Here is a 17,270-nt window from a genome sequence, read left to right as displayed (position 1 = left end):
TAGTGGGCGGTGGCCGCCGGCGCGCAACCGGCGGCCACCGTGGCTTTACCCGTCTTCACACACACCTGGGGGAGTCCATGGACCCGCACGGATCCACAGCTCAGCGCTTTCCGCTCGTCGCCCGATTCCGGCCCGCCTGCCTTCCCCTGCCGAAGCGCGTGCGCGCCCTCGTCGACCTGGCCGGCACTGCGATGGCGGAGACCGATCAGGGGGTGGCGTCCTCCGTCTACAACCAGGCTGCGCTCATCGCCTCCGATCTCGCCCTTCCGGACCTCGCACGCGAGATGTGCCACCAACATGCCGCCGCCTACCTCCACGCCTGCCCCCTGCCCGGCATGACCGCGATCCGGGGGCTGGAGCCCGTCGTCAACCTCGCCCGCCTCCAGATCCGCGCCGGCCGCGCAGATGAGGGTCGTCGGCGACTGCTCGACCTGTATGGGGCCGTCGAGGTAGGCGCGCCTGCTCGGTTCGAGGGCGTCACCGTGCCCGCGGACCTCACTGCGACCGACGAAGACCGCCACGAGGTTCGCGCGTGGCTATGGCGCGTGCTCCTCGCCGACGGCACGCGCGCTCTTACTGCCGAAGGGCGCTGGTCCGAGGCCCTGGCGCACATGGAGACCCACCGAGGCGTGGGCAGGCGAATGCTCGATGGACGCCAAGTAGCGGTACTCGCCTCGCTCGCTGCGGGAGATACGGCACACGCTGCGACGCTCCTCGCCGGTACGGTGCCCGGCGAGCCGTGGGAGCAGACTGTCACGGCATGCTTGACTGCCCTGTGGCGCCGCGACGCGGGACAACCAGTCGCCGGTTACCTGGCGGACTTGGCAGACGCCTACCTTGAGCGGGGGGCCGAGCCGGGGATGACCGTCTTTGATATCCGACTGGGCCTGACCGTCCTCGACATGGTCGGGTCCCCCAATCTTCCGGCCGCGCACCGCATCGCCGAGGACTTGCACCGGAGAGCGACGGAGGCCGAGAACGGCTACGCGGCACGTGAGAACTTGGCGAACTCTCTGTTCATCGAACTCGCTACGAACCGGCAAGAGCAGGACTGCCGCGCTTTGGTGCGGGCTTGCGCCCTCGGGGCAGAGACCCTCCCGGACCGAATGCAAGGAGCGCTGTCAGCAGCTCTGCGTGCCGCCGACAGCGTCATCCGGAAGAGTCTCGCGCCATCATCAACGCCTCTGTCCCCGCGGTGAGCGCGAAGCCTGGACGGTGGCCGCCACGTGGCTGCCCTCAAGGCCCACATGAAGGAGTTCCCGCCCGTTGCCGTCACCCTGACCTGGGCCAAGCCGGGCGGCGAACCAAAGTCTGTCCGCCTTCTCTTCGCCGATGACGAGAGCCGGGCCTACAACCGCAGCGTCTTCAACATGGGTGCCTGGAAGCTGGCCCTGGCCGCCTGACGGCCCCTACCGACACATGACGAGGGCGAGGCCCGGAAACCCCGCTCGAATCCAGCGAAACCCCGGGTCAGGGCCACACCAGGCAGTACGCCTGGTGCCCCGCGTCGTGCAGGCGGTGGGAGAAGTCCTGCCACTCGTGGAGCAGCTGGTAGACGTTGAAGGCGTCGCGCGGGCCGCCGCGGTCGGGGACCGTGGACCAGATGAAGGCCGCCGCGCCGACCGACTCCTCGCCGACGCCGCGCAGCGGGTCGACGACGGTCATCGGGAGTTTGACCACGGCGTAGTCGGGGTGGAGGACGACCAGTTCCAGCGGGGGGACCTTGTGCAGGGGTATGCCCTGGATTCCGGTCAGGACCATGGCGGCCACGGTCTCCGGCTTGATCTTGGTGAACATGCCGCCCATGCCCAGCTCGTCACCGCCGAGCTCCTCCGGGCGCATCGAGATGGGCACACGGGCGGCGGTGGCGCCGTCCGGGGCGCCGAAGTACTTGTACGTCACGCCCATCCCGCCCCCGCTCCTGGTCCCGGGGGGCGGCGTGCTCTCCGCGCCCCTGCTCTGGGCGCGCTCGGCCCTGCGCCGGTGCCGCCCTCGCCGGGCAGGCTCGGGCCCCAGGTCGTCGGTCCCTTCGCCCACTCCGCCACCGCGATGCATATCTCATCCACCCGACTACTTCTTAGGAGACACAGCCCCCGCCGCGCAACCCGATCATCGTGTCAGTGACCTCCCCCGCGGGCGTGCGGTGAAACACCTGTCCGCAAGACCGTCCGTGCCTCTGACACCATGGCATGTGTGAGCTTTCCCTATGTCGCCCCAGTTTCGCAGACGTGAGGGTGCCGACGCTCTTTCGTGATACGAGGGAAGTGCGCTCCCTGCTCACCGGTGGCCGGGATTGAGCGTTGATTTCCGGCCCGGCCTCCCGATACCCGAATCGCAGATCAGGACCAAAGTGGCGTATTCATACGAAGCCCCAGTTTCGCAGTCGCTGTTCGACCGGGCGTCCGTCGTGACGCCCGGCGGCGTGAACTCACCCGTGCGTGCCTTCCGGGCCGTGGGCGGTACGCCCCGGTTCATGGTGTCCGGCACCGGTCCGTACCTCACCGACGCCGACGGCCGTGAGTATGTCGACCTCGTGTGCTCGTGGGGGCCGATGATTCTCGGCCACTCCCACCCCGAGGTCATCGCCGCCGTCCAGGAGGCGGTCTCCCGGGGTACCTCCTTCGGTACGCCGGGTGAGGGCGAGGTCGCGCTCGCCGAGGAGATCGTGGCGCGGATCGAGCCCGTCGAGCAGGTCCGCCTGGTCTCCTCCGGCACCGAGGCGACCATGTCGGCGATCCGGCTGGCCCGCGGCTTCACGGGCCGGGCCAAGGTCGTGAAGTTCGCCGGCTGCTACCACGGGCACGTGGACGCGCTGCTCGCCGCAGCCGGTTCGGGCGTGGCCACCTTCGGGCTGCCCGACACCCCGGGCGTCACGGGCGCCACGGCCGGCGACACCGTCGTGCTGCCGTACAACGACCTGGACGCGGTCCGCGCCGCGTTCGCCGCGCACCCGGGCGAGATCGCCTGCGTGATCACCGAGGCCTCGCCCGGCAACATGGGCGTCGTCCCGCCCGCGGACGGCTTCAACGCCGGGCTCAAGGAGCTGTGCGCCGCCAACGGCGCCCTGTACATCTCCGACGAGGTCATGACGGGCTTCCGTACGTCGAAGGCCGGCTGGTACGGCGTCGACGGCGTCCGGCCCGACCTGATGACCTTCGGCAAGGTGATGGGCGGCGGCTTCCCCGCCGCGGCCTTCGGCGGTCGCGGCGACGTGATGGCGCACCTGGCTCCGGCCGGCCCGGTCTACCAGGCGGGCACCCTCTCCGGTAACCCGGTCGCCACCGCCGCCGGGCTCGCCCAGCTGCGGCTGCTGGACGACGCGGCGTACGCGAAGATCGACGCGGTCTCCGCCGAGCTGCGCTCCCTGGTGGGCGAAGCGCTCACCAAGGAGGGCGTCGCGCACACCGTGTCCGCCGCGAGCAACATGTTCTCGGTCTTCTTCACCGATCAGCCGGTTCGCGACTACGACGACGCCAAGAAGCAGGACGTCTTCCGCTTCACCGCGTTCTTCCACTCCATGCTGGAGCAGGGCGTCTATCTGCCGCCCTCGGCGTTCGAGTCCTGGTTCGTCTCCACGGCCCACGACGAGCGGGCGATCGAGCGCATCGCCGCCGCCCTGCCCGCCGCCGCCCGCGCCGCATCGGAGGCCACCGCATGAGCGAGAAGAGCACCGGCCCCGAAAGCGCCGGCCGCGACGAGCAGCTGACCGTGGTGCACGTGGTCCGGCACGGCGAGGTCCACAACCCGGACGGGGTGCTCTACGGCCGCCGCCCCGGCTACCACCTCTCCGACCTCGGCCGGCAGATGGCCGACCGGGTCGCCGAGCACCTGGAGAAGCGCGACATCACCCATGTCGTCGCCTCCCCGCTGGAGCGCGCCCAGGAGACGGCCGCGCCCATCTCCAAGGCGCACGGCCTGGACCTGGCCACCGACGCCCGGCTGATCGAGGCCGCCAACGTCTTCGAGGGCAAGACCTTCGGCGTCGGCGACGGCGCGCTGCGCAAGCCGGACAACTGGAAGCACCTCACCAACCCGTTCAAGCCGTCCTGGGGCGAGCCGTACGTCGATCAGGTCGTCCGGATGATGGGCGCGATCGACGCCGCCCGGGACGCGGCGCGTGGGCACGAGGCGGTCTGCGTCAGCCACCAGCTGCCGATCTGGATCCTGCGCTCCTTCGTGGAGCGCCGCCGCCTCTGGCACGACCCGCGCAAGCGGCAGTGCACGCTGGCCTCGCTGACCACCTTCACCTACCGGGGCGACACGATCGTCTCGGTCGGCTACTCGGAGCCGGCCCGGGACCTGGTGCCCGCGCACCTGCTGGCCGGGGCCAAGCCGGTGAAGGGGAAGCCGGGGCAGTCCAAGGCGTTCGGCGCGTAGCCGCAGCGGTAGCCCCAGCAGCGGCCGTGGCCGCTGGAACGAACATGCGGGACCTGACGGGACCGGTCGCCCGATCTACGGCGGCCGGTCCCGTCCCCTTGGTACGAGGGCGATGTGCCGGGCCGTCAGATTCTGGCCGGATCATGGAAAATCACGCTCCGTTTTACTTAGCTTAGGCTAAGCTAAGTTGACCTCAGGTGGGTGGGACGACGTCCCGTCGGGCCCGGTCGTGCGGGCGGCGGCGGTGGCCGTCGTGACCACCGCGGCAGCGGTGAACGCTGCGCCCCTGCGACCGTCGTGACCGCTTCGAACGTCTCGCCTTCCCTGTCTCCGCTGTGACCCGTGGTGGCAGTGGTTCCCGTGGGACTCGTCGTGGTCGCGAACGCCTACGACGAAACGGTGTAACGATGACGCGCACTGCCCCCGGAGACGTGCTCGACCGGAGACCGTCGGAGCGGTCCCTCCCGGTGAGGCCGGCCGATGAGTGACCCCGTCTGCGCGGCGGACGCCGCCCCCCGCCCGGTCACCGGACCCCGGATAGCCCGACTCGCCCGCCAGCTCGAAGCCGCCCGGGACGCCGCCGCCCGGGACGCCCTGACCGAGGCGTTCTGGGGTGACGTCGCCCGCTCCGGAACCCCGCTCGTCGAAGCGCTCGACGACGCCCCCGGCCATCGCGCCGTCACCTTCCTCTGGCGCGGCCACCGCGCGACCCGCCAGGTCCTCCTGATGGCGACCGGCATCGGCGACCGCGACCGGCCCGCCGACTCGCTCCTCCACCACCTCCCGGGCACCGACATCTGGTACCTCGGCTACCGGCTGCGCGCCGACCACCGCGGGTCCTACCGGCTGGTGGCCGACATCTCCCCGGGCCCCGCGCCCGCCGACCCCGTCCGGCTCCAGCGGCGGCTGGTGGCGCTGATGGCGCACGGCGTGGCCGACCCGCTCAACCCCCGCCGCCTGCCGGTCCGCTGGCGCGCCGTGGAGAACTCGGTGTTCGCCCTGCCGGAGGCCCCGCCCCAGCCCTGGGCCGGCCGGCGGACCGGCATCGGGCGCGGCGCCGTCGAGCGGCACACCCTCGACGGCCGGGCGCTGGGGGAGGAGCGCGAGGTCTGGGCGTACCTGCCGCCGGAGGGTGCGGGCGGGGCGGACGGCCCCGGCGCCGACGGGCCGCTGCCGGTGCTCGTGCTCTGCGACGGGGACATGTGGTTCGGGCGGCTCGGCTTCCAGGACGCGCTCGACGCGCTGATCGCCGACGGGGCCCTGCCGCCGCTCGCCGTCCTCGCCCCGGACGCCGTCGACGCCGCGACCCGGCGGCGCGACCTGGGCGGGCGCGAGGCCTACGCCGCGTTCCTCGCCGACGAACTGCTGCCCTGGGCGCGCGCCCGGTGGCCGCTGACCGCCGACGCGGACCGTACCGCCGTCTCCGGCCAGGGGTCCGGCGGGGCGGCGGCGCTGTACGCCGGTCTCACCCGGCCCGAACGGTTCGGCCGGGTGCTCGTCCAGTCGCCGTCGCCGGGATGGTCGCCCGGCGAGGAGCGGCGTACGGACGGCGGCGAGCTGCGTACGGGCGGCTTCGGGCCGCGTACGGACGGCGACGTGCCGCGTACGCATGCCGGCGTGTGGCGTACGGACGGCGGCGCGGGCGCCCGGCCCGTCGTCCATCTCGGCCTCGGTCTGCACGACGGGGCCGCGGCCGCCCAGCACGGCGAGGCCCTCGTCGCGGTGTTGCGCGCCCAGGGACACCAGGTCCTCCGCACCGTCCACAACGGCGGCCGCGACCACGCCTGCTGGCAGGGGCTCCTGGCCGACGCCCTGGTGGAGACCTTCCGGCAGGAACGGCCGGCGGACGGTCTTCACGCCCGCGCATGAGTTCGAGGTTTCAGGGAATCCGACCCGTCGGCCGGCGATCCGTCGGCCGACGGCAGAACTGCGGAGGGCCGTCCGCGCGTCCCTCAGCAGAGCTGCTCGTAAGGGCGTGCGAACGCCGTACGGACGTAGCGCCAGGATCGGCCGTCGGCCGGCAAGGTAAAGCGTAAAGAAAGTCCCCAAATGCACGGAACCGACGTGTTACGCGCCCCATCTAACCCTTCAGCAGTTTGTATGGGCTTGAGATAAAACGACCGCAGATGGGGACGGTATGCGCGACATCAATCGAAGGGGCCTGCTCGGGGCGGGGCTCGGGGCCGCAGCCGCGATCGGACTCGCCGGCTGTGGCACCTCGGGCTCCTCCGGCGACGGAGGGTCCGGCCAGGGCGGCAAGGGCGACGCCGGTACCGGCGGCAACGGAAGCGGAAACGGCTCACCGAAGAACAAGGTCCGGCTGATCGGTGACGGCTCGACCGCCGACACCGGCAAGCAGCCCCACCAGCCGCCGGCGCCCGTCCCGCTCGAACCCGGCCAGAAGCCGCCGCAGTTCGTGATCTTTTCCTGGGACGGTGCGGGCGAGGTCGGCAACGGGCTCTTCCCGCGCTTTCTCGAACTCGCCAAGGAACACGACGCGGCGATGACGTTCTTCCTCTCCGGGATCTATCTGCTGCCCGAGTCGAAGAAATCTCTCTACCGTCCGCCGAACAACCCTCGCGGCGCCTCCGACATCGGCTATCTCACCGACGACCACGTCAAGGACACGCTGAAGTACGTGCGCCAGGCATGGCTGGACGGCCATGAGATCGGCACCCACTTCAACGGGCATTTCTGCGGCGGTTCCGGATCCGTGGAGCGCTGGACTCCGGCCCAATGGCACAGCGAGATCAATCAGGCTGTGTCCTTCGTCACGGAATGGCGGACCAACACCGGCTGGGAGAACGAGGACCCGCTCCCGTTCGACTATCGCAAGGAACTGGTCGGCGGCCGCACCCCCTGTCTGCTCGGCCAGGACAATCTCCTGCCGACCGCGAGCAAGCTGGGCTGGCGCTACGACGCCAGCTCGCCCGGCGGCCGCCAGACCTGGCCCGTGAAGCGCGGCGGCGTCTGGGATCTGCCGCTGCAGGCGATGCCGTTCCCGGGGCACTCCTTCGAGGTGCTCTCGATGGACTACAACATCCTCGCCAACCAGTCGCAGAATTCGACCAAGGGCATGCCCTCGCGTTATCCGGGCTGGCGCAAGCAGGCGACCGACGCCTATCTCGCCGGTTTCCAGCGCGCCTACGACTCGAATCGTGCGCCGTTCTACATCGGCAACCACTTCGAGGAGTGGAACGGCGGCATCTATATGGACGCCGTGGAAGAAGTGATCAAGAAGGTGGCGGACAAGGACGACGTGCGCCTCGTCTCGTTCCGGCAGTACGTCGACTGGCTCGACGCACAGGATCCCGCCGTTCTCGCCAAGCTCCGCACGCTGGACGTCGGGCAGGCGCCCGCGGGCGGCTGGAACTCCTTCTTTAATCAGGCTTGACAAGGGGCTTTACGGGCAGCGAGGGGGGCGCGGGAAGGCCTGGAAACTGCCATGCGAAACTTTTCACATGAGCTTTGGCCGCGCGTCCCGACGCCGCTTCACCCTGCTCGCCGCCACCGCCGTGGCCGGTGCCCTGACGCTGTCCGCGTGCGGCGGCGGCAACAAGGCCGGGGGCGGCGGCAACACCAACTTCGTCACCGGCAGCGGAGGCATCTCCACCGTCGCGAAGGGCGACCGGGTGGCCGCGCCGAAGCTCGACGGCAACGACCTGGAGGGCAAGTCGCTCGACCTCGCCGACTACCGGGGCAAGGTCGTCGTGCTCAACGTCTGGGGCTCCTGGTGCGGCCCCTGCCGGCTGGAGGCGAAGTACTTCGCGAAGGTCTCCGAGGAGACGAAGGCGCAGGGCGTCCAGTTCGTCGGCATAAACACCCGCGACTCCCAGCGGGACGCCGCGATCAACTTCGAGAAGGACTACGGGGTCGCGTACCCGAGCTTCTACGACCCGATCGGCAAGCTCATCCTCCGCTTCCCCAAGGGCACCCTGAACCCGCAGGCCATCCCGTCCACCGTGGTCATCGACCGGGACGGGAAGATCGCGGCCCGCACGCTCCAGGCGCTCGACGCGGACGAGCTGCGCAAGATGATCGACCCGATCATCGCGGAGAAGTGATCCGGTGATCCCGCTCGCCGCCCCCCACGAGACCGTCACGCTGGCCGCGTACAACGACACCGTCCTGAGCGGGGCCCTGCTGCTGGCCGTGCCCATCGCCCTGCTGGCCGGTCTCATCTCCTTCTTCTCCCCGTGCGTGCTGCCGCTCGTCCCCGGCTATCTGAGTTACGTGACCGGGGTCAGCGGCACCGACCTCGCCGAGGCCCGGCGCGGCCGGGTGGTGGCGGGTGCATCGCTCTTCGTCCTCGGCTTCACCGTCGTGTTCGCCTCCACCGGCGCGCTCTTCGGCTACTTCGGCAATGAGCTCCAGGCGCACTCCGAGGTGCTCAACAAGGTCCTCGGCGGCCTGATGATCCTCATGGGCGTCTTCTTCATGGGGCTCCTGCCGGGTGTGACGCAGCGCGAGTTCCGCCTCCACAAGCGGCCGGTGGCCGGACTGGCCGGTGCGCCGCTGCTCGGCGCGCTCTTCGGGATCGGCTGGACGCCGTGCATCGGCCCGACGCTCTCCTCGGTGCTGTTCCTCTCCACCGAGAGCGCCACCGCCGGACGTGGCGCGATACTGACCGTCGCGTACTGTCTCGGACTCGGTGTCCCGTTCGTCCTGGCCGCCGTCGCCTTCCGCAAGGCGCTCGGCGCGTTCGGCTGGGTCAAGCGCCACTACGCATGGGTGATGCGGATCGGCGGCGGCATGATGATCGTGACCGGAATCCTGCTGCTGACCGGTGCGTGGGCCACGCTCATGCAGCACATGCAGAGCTGGTCCAGCGGCTTCGTTGTAGGGATCTGAGTCCAATGAGCAAGGCGAACAGCACCGAGACGCGGCAGCGCGCGGACGAGCAGACGCAGGGCTCCGCCCACGGCGCGGCCGGCGACCGGCTCTCCACCGCACCCCGCGAGGAGCGCCCCGACACCGGGGCGGCCGTGCCCGCGATGGGCGTGATCGGCTGGGTCCGCTGGTTCTGGCGGCAGCTCACCTCGATGCGGGTGGCGCTGATCCTGCTCTTCCTGCTCTCGCTCGGCGCGATCCCGGGGTCGCTGATCCCGCAGACCAGCGTCGACGACATGAAGGTGCAGGCCTTCAAGGACCAGCACACCACCCTCACCCCGATCTACGAGAAGCTCCAGCTCTTCGACGTCTACAGCTCGGTGTGGTTCTCCGCGATCTACATCCTGCTGTTCGTCTCGCTCATCGGCTGCATCGTCCCGCGCACCGGCCAGTTCATCGGCCAGCTCCGCAGCCGCCCGCCGGGCGCGCCGAAGCGGCTGACCCGGCTGCCCGCGTACACCACGTGGCGCACGGAGGCCGAGCCCGAGGCGGTCCGCGAGGCAGCCCTCGCGGTGCTGCGCAAGCGCCGCTTCCGTACGCACGAGGTGGACGGCGCGGTCGCCGCCGAGAAGGGCTACCTCCGCGAGGCCGGGAACCTGGTCTTCCACATCGCCCTGATCGTGATGCTGCTGGCCTTCGCCTCCGGGCAGCTCTTCAAGTCCGAGGGCGGCAAGCTGGTCGTCGAGGGCGACGGCTTCTCCAACACGCTCACCCAGTACGACGACTTCAAGTCGGGCTCGCTCTACGACTCCGACTCGCTGGCCCCGTTCAGCTTCGTGCTGGACGACTTCGTCGGTACGTACGAGAAGAGCGGCCCGCAGCGCGGCACCCCGCGCACCTTCGAGGCCCGGGTGACGTACACCGAAGGGGCCGAGGGCGCGGAGCGCAAGGGCGTCATCAAGGTCAACGAACCGCTCGTCGTGGACGGCACCAAGGTCTATCTGATCGCCCACGGCTACGCGCCCGTCGTCACCGTCCGGGACGGCTCCGGCAAGGTCGTCTCGAAGACCGCCGTGCCGCTGCTGCCGATCGACAACAACATCACCTCGTCCGGCGCGATCAAGGTGATGGACGGCTACAAGGACAAGAAGGGCGTCAAGACCCAGCTGGGCTTCAAGGCGTTCTTCGTGCCGACCTTCGCCGGACACGGCAAGGGCCAGATGTTCTCGCAGTTCCCCGGCCTGGACTTCCCCGTGCTGGCGCTCAGCGCCTACCAGGGCTCCCTCGGCGTCGACTCCGGGCTGGCGCAGAACGTCTACCAGCTCGACACGTCCAAGATGAAGGAGTTCAAGGACAAGGACGGCGAGCTGCTCAAGAAGATGCTGATGCCCGGCGAGAAGCTGGATCTGCCCGACGGCGCCGGATCGATCTCCTTCGACGGCGTCGAGGAATGGGCCAGCTTCCAGGTCTCGCAGCAGCCGGGCACCGGCTGGGCGCTCGGCGGAGCCGTCGCCGCCATCGCCGGACTCGCCGGATCGCTGTTCATCCAGCGCCGCCGGGTGTGGGTGCGGGCGGTCCGGGGCGCCGACGGCGTCACGGTCGTGGAGATGGCGGGCCTGGGCCGCAGCGAGTCCGCGAAGCTCCCCGAGGAACTGGGCGACCTCGCGGCCGCTCTCGTCACCACCGCGCCGGTCGCGCCGGAGAAACCCGCGGCGTCCACGTCCACGGACACGGACGGACCCGATGCCACCAACGAGGCCGGGAGCCGGCCCGTACACCCTGCCGAAGCACCTGCCGAAGGGGCTGAGAAGTGAATCTCGCCGCCGCAACCAACGAGAGCCTGGCGCACACCAGCAATGTGCTGATCTATTCGTCGATGGCCGTCTACACCCTGGCCTTCTTCGCGCACATCGCGGAGTGGGTCCTCGGCAGCCGCAGCAAGGTCGGCCGTACGGCCGCCGCGCTGTCCGCCTCCGGAACGGCCGCCTCCGCCACCGCCCCGGTGGTGAAGACCCAGGCCGGCGGCACCGCCGTACTGGAGCGGCCCGAGGTCGTCACCCGCTCCGCCGCCGGCACGCGTGATGTGCCCGACGGCCCGGGCGCGGCCGGCGGCACGTTCAAGGGCGACCTGTGGGGCCGGATCGCGGTCTCGCTGACCGTGGTGGCGTTCCTCGTCGAGGCGGGCGGGGTCGTCACCCGCGCCCTGTCCGTGCAGCGCGCCCCCTGGGCCAACATGTACGAGTTCTCCATCACCTTCTCCACGGTGGCGGTCGGCTCCTACCTGGTGCTGCTCGCGCTGAAGAAGAACGTCCGATGGATCGGGCTCCCGCTGGTCACCACGGTCCTGCTGGACCTCGGCATCGCGGTCACGACGCTCTACACCGACAGCGACCAGCTGGTGCCCGCGCTGCACTCGTACTGGCTGTGGATCCACGTCTCGACCGCGATCATCTGCGGCGCCGTCTTCTACCTCGGCGCGGTCGGCACGGTCCTCTACCTCTTCCGCGACAGCTACGAGAACAAGCTCGCGTCCGGCGGCACGCCCGGGAAGTTCGCCTCCTCCGTCCTGGAGCGGCTGCCCTCGGCATCCTCGCTCGACAAGTTCGCGTACCGGATCAACGCGGCCGTCTTCCCGCTGTGGACGTTCACGATCATCGCGGGCGCGATCTGGGCCGGCGACGCCTGGGGCCGGTACTGGGGCTGGGACCCCAAGGAGGTCTGGTCCTTCATCACCTGGGTCGCCTACGCCGCCTATCTGCACGCCCGCGCCACCGCCGGCTGGAAGGGCCGCAAGGCCGCCTACCTGGCGCTCGTCGCCTTCGCCTGCTGGCTGTTCAACTACTACGGCGTGAACATCTTCGTCTCCGGCCTGCACTCCTACGCGGGAGTCTGAGCAAGCCCGACAGGACACGAAACGGCTCCCCGGACGGATTCTCGTCCGGGGAGCCGTTTCGTCGTGTGCCGGTGGTGCGCCGTCAGGACGTGGGCGGGGTCTTGTCGTCGGGGCCCGTGCCGCCGTCGCGACGGCCCGGCTCCTCCTCGGCCTCCGCCTCGGGCTTCACGTCGTCCTTGAGGGACTTCAGGAAGTCCGGGTTGTCGTCCGGGGCCACCCACTGCTGCCGCCTGTTCCGCTGCCAGGAGGAGGGCCCGGCGCCTTCGGCCGTGGTGTGGCGGACCTTGCCCGCGATGAGCCAGACGACCGGGCCGACGATCCAGAACAGCAGGATGATGAAGACCCAGGCGATCTTCGGCAGGTGCTTGGTGTCCTCTTCCGAGGTGTTCAGGCAGTCGATGAACGCGTAGATCGTCAGAGCCAGCGGCACGATGAACATCAGGGCTCTCATGGTGCGTCCCCCAGGAAGTGGCGGCGGGCGGGACGATTGCCCCGTATCGCGGCCAGGGTACCGGCTCGGCATGAAGGAACCGGGGCGCGGGACGGGGGAGCCCCGGCGGGGCCGCGGGGGCGGGGATGACAAACTGGACGGCATGGCTTACGACGATCTTCGCTCCCTGCTCCGGGCTCTTGAGCGCGATGGTGATCTCAAGCGCGTCAAGGTCGAGGTCGACCCCCACCTGGAGGTCGGTGAGATCGTCGACCGGGTCAACAAGGCCGGCGGCCCCGCCCTGCTGTTCGAGAACGTCAAGGGGTCTTCGATGCCCCTGGCCATGAACGTCTTCGGTACCGACCGGCGGCTCCTGAAGGCCCTGGGCCTCAAGTCGTACAGCGACATCAGCGACAAGATCGGCGGGCTCCTCAAGCCGGAGCTGCCGCAGGGCTTCGTCGGCGTACGGGAGGCCTTCGGGAAGCTCGGCTCGATGGTGCACGTGCCGCCGAAGAAGGTGAAGTCCGGCGACGCGCCCGTTCAGGAAGTGGTGCTGACCGGCGACGACGTCGACCTGGACAAGCTGCCCGCGCTGTTCACCTGGCCCGAGGACGGCGGCTCGTTCTTCAACCTCGGCCTCACCCACACCAAGCACCCCGAGAACGGCGTCCGGAACCTGGGCCTCTACCGGCTCCAGCGCCACGACAAGCGCACCATCGGGATGCACTGGCAGATCCACAAGGACAGCGCCAACCACTACCAGGTCGCGGCGCGGCGCGGTGAGCGGCTGCCCGTCGCCATCGCCTTCGGCTGCCCGCCCGCCGTGACGTACGCCTCCACCGCGCCGCTGCCCGGAGACATCGACGAGTATCTGTTCGCCGGGTTCATCCAGGGCAAGCGGATCGAGATGGTCGACTGCAAGACCGTGCCGCTCCAGGTGCCCGCGCAGGCGGAGGTCGTCATCGAGGGCTGGCTGGAGCCGGGCGAGATGCTGCCGGAGGGCCCGTTCGGGGACCACACCGGCTTCTACACCCCGCAGGAACCGTTCCCCGCACTGACCATCGACTGCGTCACCATGCGGAAGCGGCCGCTGCTCCAGTCCATCGTGGTGGGCCGCCCGCCGACCGAGGACGGGCCGCTGGGCCGGGCCACGGAACGGTTCTTCCTGCCGCTGCTGAAGATCATCGTGCCGGACATCGTGGACTACCACCTGCCGGAGTCGGGCGGCTTCCACAACTGCGCGATCGTCTCGATCGACAAGAAGTACCCGAAGCACGCCCAGAAGGTGATGAGCGCGATCTGGGGCGCGCACATGATGTCGCTGACCAAGCTGATCGTGGTCGTCGACTCCGACTGCGATGTCCACGATCTGCACGAGGTCGCCTGGCGGGCGCTCGGCAACACCGACTACGCCCGCGACCTGGTGGTCACCGAAGGGCCCGTCGATCATCTGGACCACGCCTCGTACCAGCAGTTCTGGGGCGGCAAGGCCGGTATCGACGCCACGAAGAAGCTGCCCACGGAGGGCTACACGCGGGACGGGGGCTGGCCGGAGATGGTCGTCTCCGATCCGGAGACGGCGGCGAAGGTCGACCGCCGCTGGAAGGAATACGGGCTGTGAGCAGTGCGGCAGAAGCGGCGTCCGTCCAGGGCCCCGCACCCTCCAGCAGCAAGGTCAAGGCCTTCCTGCGGCTCGTGATGATCGAACACTCGGTCTTCGCGCTGCCCTTCGCGTACATCGCCGCGCTGACCGCGATGTTCCTGCTGGACGGCAGCATCCACTGGGGCGTCCTGCTCCTCGTCACGCTGGCGATGGTGGGGCTGCGGACCTTCGCGATGGCCGCCAACCGGATCATCGACCGGGAGATCGACGCCCGGAACCCGCGCACCGCCGGCCGTGAGCTGGTGACCGGCGCGGTGTCGGTGCGGTCCGCGTGGACCGGCGCGATCGTCGCGCTGGCGGTCTTCCTGGGCGCGGCGGCCCTGCTCAACCCGCTGTGCCTGGCCCTCGCGCCGCTGGCCGTCGTGCCGATGGTGGTCTACCCGTACGGCAAGCGGTTCACGAACTTCCCGCACGCGATCCTGGGCCTCGCGCAGGCCATCGGCCCGGTCGGCGCCTGGCTCGCGGTGACCGGCAGCTGGTCGTGGGACGCGGTGATCCTCGGGCTCGCGGTGGGCATCTGGATCGGCGGCTTCGACCTGATCTTCGCCTGCCAGGACGTCCAGGCGGACCGGGCCCACGGGGTGCTCTCCTTCCCGGCGCGCTTCGGGATCCCGGCCGCGCTGTGGGGCGCGCGGGTGTGCCACGCGGTCACGACCGGGCTGCTGGTGTGGTTCGGGCTGGCCACGGACGCCGAGGTCTTCTACTGGATCGGCATGGCGATCGTCGCGGTGGCGTTCGTCTACGAGCACCGGGTGGTGCGGCCGCACGATCTGTCCCGGCTGAACCGGGCGTTCTTCTCGGTGAACGGCTTCATCGGCATCGCGCTGTTCGCCTGCGCGCTGCTGGATCTGCTGTCGCGCGGTCTGACTCCGTAAGCTCCTCGGCGGATCAGGGTTCAGACCGTGACCAGGTTGTCCGGGCCTCGGCGCGTGGACGGCCGGCGGAAGAGGAACGCCGCCGCCACCCCGCCGATCAGCCCGAACAGGTGCCCCTGCCAGCTGACGCCCGACTGGGTGGGCAGGACGCCCCACAGCAGCGAGCCGTAGACCACGGCGACGCCGATGCCTATGAGGACGTCCCAGGGCCGGCGGTCCACGAAGCCGCGGACCAGCAGATAGCCGAGCAGCCCGAAGACCACGCCGGACGCGCCGAGCGTGATCGTGTTCGCCGGGGCGGTCAGCCAGACGCCGAGACCGCTGGCCAGGATGATCGTCACGACGACGGCGGCGAACCGGCGCAGCCCCGCGAGGGCGGTGATGAAGCCGAGGACCAGCAGCGGGACGCTGTTGGATGCCACGTGCTCCCAGCCGCTGTGCAGGAACGCGGCGGGCACCACGTCCCGCAGCTCGGAGAGCTCGCGCGGGCTGATGCCGTACGTGTCCAGGGCGTGGCCCGAGGCCGTGTCGATGCCTTCGAGGATCCACAGGAGGGCCACCCAGCCCGCCATCAGGAGCCCGGCGGTCAGGGCCCGCGCGCTGCCGGTGGTGCCGTTGTCCGCGGTGCGGTCGGTGGTCCAGTAATCGCCCATGGTCTGCCCCTGCCCCCGGGTTGCCCGTCACCCGGAGAACGTCCGGGGCGCCTGCCCGGTTCCGGGTGCCGGGTGCGGGGGCGTGCCGGATAGGCTCGCAGGTGTGGAATCCAGGACTTCAGTGACTCATCAGCAGCGGCGGCCTTGGATTGTCGGGGTATCCGGTGCTTCGGGTACCCCGTTCGCGGCCGCTGTTCTGCGCGGGCTCCTGGCGGCCGGCGAGAGCGTGGACCTGGTGGTGAGCCGGGCCTCGCGGCTCACCCTGCTGGACGAGACCGGCATCGCGTTCCGGGACGGGCACTGGCGCGAGGATCTGCGCGGTTGGCTGGATCGTGGCGCCGACGGGAAGCCGGACGCGTTCGCGGTGGGCGACGCGGAGCTGGAGCGCGTACGCCACTGGCCGGCCGGCGATCTGGCCGCCGGGCCGTCCTCCGGGTCGTACCCGGCGAAGGGGATGCTGATCGTGCCGGCCTCGACGGCCTGTGTGGCCGGAGTGGCGCTCGGTCTGTCGAAGGATCTGCTCCAGCGGGCCGCGAGCGTGACGCTCAAGGAGCGCCGCCCGCTCGTCGTCGCGGTGCGCGAGACCCCGCTGAGCGGCCAGACGCTGAAGCAGATGGTGGCCCTGGACGAGGCGGGCGCGGTCGTGCTGCCCGCCTCTCCGGCGTTCTACGCGGGTGCGACGCACATCCAGGACCTGGTGGATTTCGTCGCGGGGCGGGTGCTGGACGCGGCAGGTGTGCCGCACCGCTTGTACCGCCGGTGGGAAGGAGAGCTCGGTGGCTCCCGGGGTCCGCAGGACCGTTAGGCCGCTGGTCAGCGCTTCTTGTGCGCGCGCGGGGTGCGGGTCTTGTCGACGCGGTGGGCGGCGGCGGGCTGGTGGGCACGCGAGCGGTTGGCCAGGTCCTGCAGCTCGCGCATCCGGGCGTAGGCCATCTCGATCGTGTACACGGTGAAGTTCACTCCTGAAGATTCGAAAGCGTTTCTTGGATGTTCTAGAAGATTTGCAGGGTGTCGACCCTGCGTGCCTTAGATTCTACACGTAAACTCGCGGTACTGCTGAACAATGGAAGGTTTCAGTCATATGGACGCGGTGGACAGGCAGCTCATCCAGGCCCTCAGAGAGAACGGCAGGGCCTCGTACGCCGAGCTGGGGCGGCTCGTGGGGCTCTCCGGGCCCAGCGTCACCGACCGCATCAACCGGCTGGAAACCGCCGGGGTCATCACCGGCTACCGCGCCACCGTCGACTCCGCGTCGCTCGGCCTCGGGGTGACCGCGCTGATCGGGATCTCGCTCTCGGACGCGGCGGACCACGAGGACGTGGCGCGCCGGCTGAAGGACCTCGCGGAGATCGAGGACTGCTGGTTCATCGCGGGCGACGACTCGTACATGCTCAAGGTGCGCGTAGGTGACGTGGACGGCCTGGAGAAGACGATCCGCCGCCTCAGCGGTACGAAGGGCGTCTCGCGGACCCGTACCACGATCGTGCTCTCCACCAAGTGGGAGAACCGGGTCGGAGAACTTCCCGAGGAGGCGTAGGCGTACGGTTGG

17 protein-coding genes and 1 pseudogene are annotated in these 17,270 nt (G+C 70.1%); 14 read left to right on the top strand and 4 right to left on the bottom strand.

The genetic code is table 11. The annotated features are described in order from the left end of the window. Nucleotides 1-77: 77 nt before the first annotated feature. Together ACSMXR_RS15230 and ACSMXR_RS15225 are read left to right on the top strand one after the other, a co-directional pair. Nucleotides 78-1,199 (top strand): hypothetical protein, encoded by a 1,122-nt coding sequence (locus ACSMXR_RS15230; RefSeq protein WP_473172103.1) that lies wholly within the window; start codon nucleotides 78-80, stop codon nucleotides 1,197-1,199. Between the two features lie 30 nt (nucleotides 1,200-1,229). Beyond that, a pseudogene (locus ACSMXR_RS15225) lies at nucleotides 1,230-1,400 on the top strand (site-specific integrase); the annotation flags it as partial. A 70-nt stretch (nucleotides 1,401-1,470) separates the two neighbouring features. Here the strand turns inward: ACSMXR_RS15225 and ACSMXR_RS15220 are convergent. Next, the gene (locus ACSMXR_RS15220; RefSeq protein ID WP_073780093.1) at nucleotides 1,471-2,055 is read right to left on the bottom strand and encodes a hypothetical protein; all 585 of its coding nucleotides are present in this window, start codon (nucleotides 2,053-2,055) and stop codon (nucleotides 1,471-1,473) included. Between the two features lie 295 nt (nucleotides 2,056-2,350). Here ACSMXR_RS15220 and hemL point away from each other — a divergent pair, with 295 nt between their 5' ends. The 8 genes from hemL (at nucleotide 2,351) to ccsB (ending at nucleotide 12,100) form a co-directional block, all read left to right on the top strand. Then, nucleotides 2,351-3,658 carry a glutamate-1-semialdehyde 2,1-aminomutase gene (hemL, locus tag ACSMXR_RS15215; RefSeq protein WP_170994653.1) on the top strand — a complete coding sequence of 436 codons (1,308 nt, stop codon included), beginning with the start codon at nucleotides 2,351-2,353 and terminating at the stop codon, nucleotides 3,656-3,658. Continuing rightward, on the top strand, nucleotides 3,655-4,377 hold the full coding sequence (locus ACSMXR_RS15210) for a histidine phosphatase family protein (protein WP_218525990.1): 723 nt from the start codon (nucleotides 3,655-3,657) through the stop codon (nucleotides 4,375-4,377). The genes hemL and ACSMXR_RS15210 overlap by 4 nt, the downstream gene beginning before the upstream one ends. Nucleotides 4,378-4,857: 480 nt before the next feature. After that, a complete protein-coding gene (locus ACSMXR_RS15205; protein ID WP_381795200.1) occupies nucleotides 4,858-6,246 on the top strand; it encodes an enterochelin esterase domain-containing protein in 1,389 nt (462 codons plus the stop codon). Nucleotides 6,247-6,514: 268 nt separating this feature from the next. Then, a complete protein-coding gene (locus tag ACSMXR_RS15200; RefSeq protein WP_137234188.1) occupies nucleotides 6,515-7,771 on the top strand; it encodes a polysaccharide deacetylase family protein in 1,257 nt (418 codons plus the stop codon). Between the two features lie 67 nt (nucleotides 7,772-7,838). Next, entirely contained in the window at nucleotides 7,839-8,441 is a 603-nt protein-coding gene (locus ACSMXR_RS15195; protein ID WP_137234187.1) for a TlpA family protein disulfide reductase, read from the top strand. A 4-nt stretch (nucleotides 8,442-8,445) separates the two neighbouring features. After that, nucleotides 8,446-9,228 carry a cytochrome c biogenesis CcdA family protein gene (locus ACSMXR_RS15190; RefSeq protein ID WP_381851917.1) on the top strand — a complete coding sequence of 261 codons (783 nt, stop codon included), beginning with the start codon at nucleotides 8,446-8,448 and terminating at the stop codon, nucleotides 9,226-9,228. A gap of 5 nt (nucleotides 9,229-9,233) precedes the next feature. After that, a complete protein-coding gene (gene resB, locus ACSMXR_RS15185; protein ID WP_473172102.1) occupies nucleotides 9,234-11,021 on the top strand; it encodes a cytochrome c biogenesis protein ResB in 1,788 nt (595 codons plus the stop codon). Next, nucleotides 11,018-12,100, top strand: coding sequence for a c-type cytochrome biogenesis protein CcsB (gene ccsB, locus ACSMXR_RS15180; RefSeq protein WP_364889698.1), 1,083 nt, complete (start codon nucleotides 11,018-11,020; stop codon nucleotides 12,098-12,100). The genes resB and ccsB overlap by 4 nt, the downstream gene beginning before the upstream one ends. Before the next feature lie 82 nt (nucleotides 12,101-12,182). Here the strand turns inward: ccsB and ACSMXR_RS15175 are convergent, their stop codons facing one another. Next, complete coding sequence (locus tag ACSMXR_RS15175) at nucleotides 12,183-12,539, bottom strand: PLD nuclease N-terminal domain-containing protein (protein WP_218526573.1); 357 nt, start codon at nucleotides 12,537-12,539, stop codon at nucleotides 12,183-12,185. A gap of 154 nt (nucleotides 12,540-12,693) precedes the next feature. On the opposite strand from ACSMXR_RS15175, the gene ACSMXR_RS15170 reads away from it, so the two are divergent. Both ACSMXR_RS15170 and mqnP read left to right on the top strand, forming a co-directional pair. Then, nucleotides 12,694-14,151: a menaquinone biosynthesis decarboxylase gene (locus ACSMXR_RS15170; RefSeq protein WP_137234183.1), complete on the top strand. Its 1,458-nt coding sequence runs from the start codon at nucleotides 12,694-12,696 to the stop codon at nucleotides 14,149-14,151. Then, the gene (mqnP, locus tag ACSMXR_RS15165) at nucleotides 14,148-15,068 is read left to right on the top strand and encodes a menaquinone biosynthesis prenyltransferase MqnP (protein WP_137234182.1); all 921 of its coding nucleotides are present in this window, start codon (nucleotides 14,148-14,150) and stop codon (nucleotides 15,066-15,068) included. The genes ACSMXR_RS15170 and mqnP overlap by 4 nt, the downstream gene beginning before the upstream one ends. 20 nt (nucleotides 15,069-15,088) lie before the next feature. Here mqnP and ACSMXR_RS15160 read toward each other — a convergent pair whose 3' ends face one another. Beyond that, nucleotides 15,089-15,721: a rhomboid family intramembrane serine protease gene (locus ACSMXR_RS15160; RefSeq protein WP_137234181.1), complete on the bottom strand. Its 633-nt coding sequence runs from the start codon at nucleotides 15,719-15,721 to the stop codon at nucleotides 15,089-15,091. 121 nt (nucleotides 15,722-15,842) lie between these two features. On the opposite strand from ACSMXR_RS15160, the gene ACSMXR_RS15155 reads away from it, so the two are divergent. Then, nucleotides 15,843-16,526, top strand: a complete 684-nt coding sequence (locus ACSMXR_RS15155) for a UbiX family flavin prenyltransferase (RefSeq protein ID WP_137234180.1) — start codon at nucleotides 15,843-15,845, stop codon at nucleotides 16,524-16,526. A gap of 8 nt (nucleotides 16,527-16,534) precedes the next feature. Here ACSMXR_RS15155 and ACSMXR_RS15150 read toward each other — a convergent pair whose 3' ends face one another. After that, nucleotides 16,535-16,681 carry a hypothetical protein gene (locus ACSMXR_RS15150; protein ID WP_007460445.1) on the bottom strand — a complete coding sequence of 49 codons (147 nt, stop codon included), beginning with the start codon at nucleotides 16,679-16,681 and terminating at the stop codon, nucleotides 16,535-16,537. A 121-nt stretch (nucleotides 16,682-16,802) separates the two neighbouring features. Between ACSMXR_RS15150 and ACSMXR_RS15145 the strand changes: the two genes are divergently transcribed. After that, complete coding sequence (locus ACSMXR_RS15145; protein WP_018961621.1) at nucleotides 16,803-17,258, top strand: Lrp/AsnC family transcriptional regulator; 456 nt, start codon at nucleotides 16,803-16,805, stop codon at nucleotides 17,256-17,258. The last annotated feature ends 12 nt before the right edge of the window (nucleotides 17,259-17,270 follow it).

This window comes from Streptomyces sp. DSM 106670, assembly GCF_055792845.1.
The sequence above is the reverse complement of the archived record's forward strand: the minus strand, read 5'-3'. Positions and strand labels throughout refer to the sequence as shown.

Bases quoted from the DNA above. Each gene is read 5' to 3' on its own strand.
- ACSMXR_RS15230 (WP_473172103.1), top strand. From the start codon at position 78: ATGGACCCGCACGGATCCACAGCTCAGCGCTTTCCGCTCGTCGCCCGA.
- ACSMXR_RS15220 (WP_073780093.1), bottom strand. From the start codon at position 2,055: ATGCATCGCGGTGGCGGAGTGGGCGAAGGGACCGACGACCTGGGGCCC.
- ACSMXR_RS15210 (WP_218525990.1), top strand. From the start codon at position 3,655: ATGAGCGAGAAGAGCACCGGCCCCGAAAGCGCCGGCCGCGACGAGCAG.
- ACSMXR_RS15205 (WP_381795200.1), top strand. From the start codon at position 4,858: ATGAGTGACCCCGTCTGCGCGGCGGACGCCGCCCCCCGCCCGGTCACC.
- ACSMXR_RS15200 (WP_137234188.1), top strand. From the start codon at position 6,515: ATGCGCGACATCAATCGAAGGGGCCTGCTCGGGGCGGGGCTCGGGGCC.
- ACSMXR_RS15195 (WP_137234187.1), top strand. From the start codon at position 7,839: ATGAGCTTTGGCCGCGCGTCCCGACGCCGCTTCACCCTGCTCGCCGCC.
- resB (WP_473172102.1), top strand. From the start codon at position 9,234: ATGAGCAAGGCGAACAGCACCGAGACGCGGCAGCGCGCGGACGAGCAG.
- ACSMXR_RS15175 (WP_218526573.1), bottom strand. From the start codon at position 12,539: ATGTTCATCGTGCCGCTGGCTCTGACGATCTACGCGTTCATCGACTGC.
- ACSMXR_RS15170 (WP_137234183.1), top strand. From the start codon at position 12,694: ATGGCTTACGACGATCTTCGCTCCCTGCTCCGGGCTCTTGAGCGCGAT.
- ACSMXR_RS15160 (WP_137234181.1), bottom strand. From the start codon at position 15,721: ATGGGCGATTACTGGACCACCGACCGCACCGCGGACAACGGCACCACC.
- ACSMXR_RS15145 (WP_018961621.1), top strand. From the start codon at position 16,803: ATGGACGCGGTGGACAGGCAGCTCATCCAGGCCCTCAGAGAGAACGGC.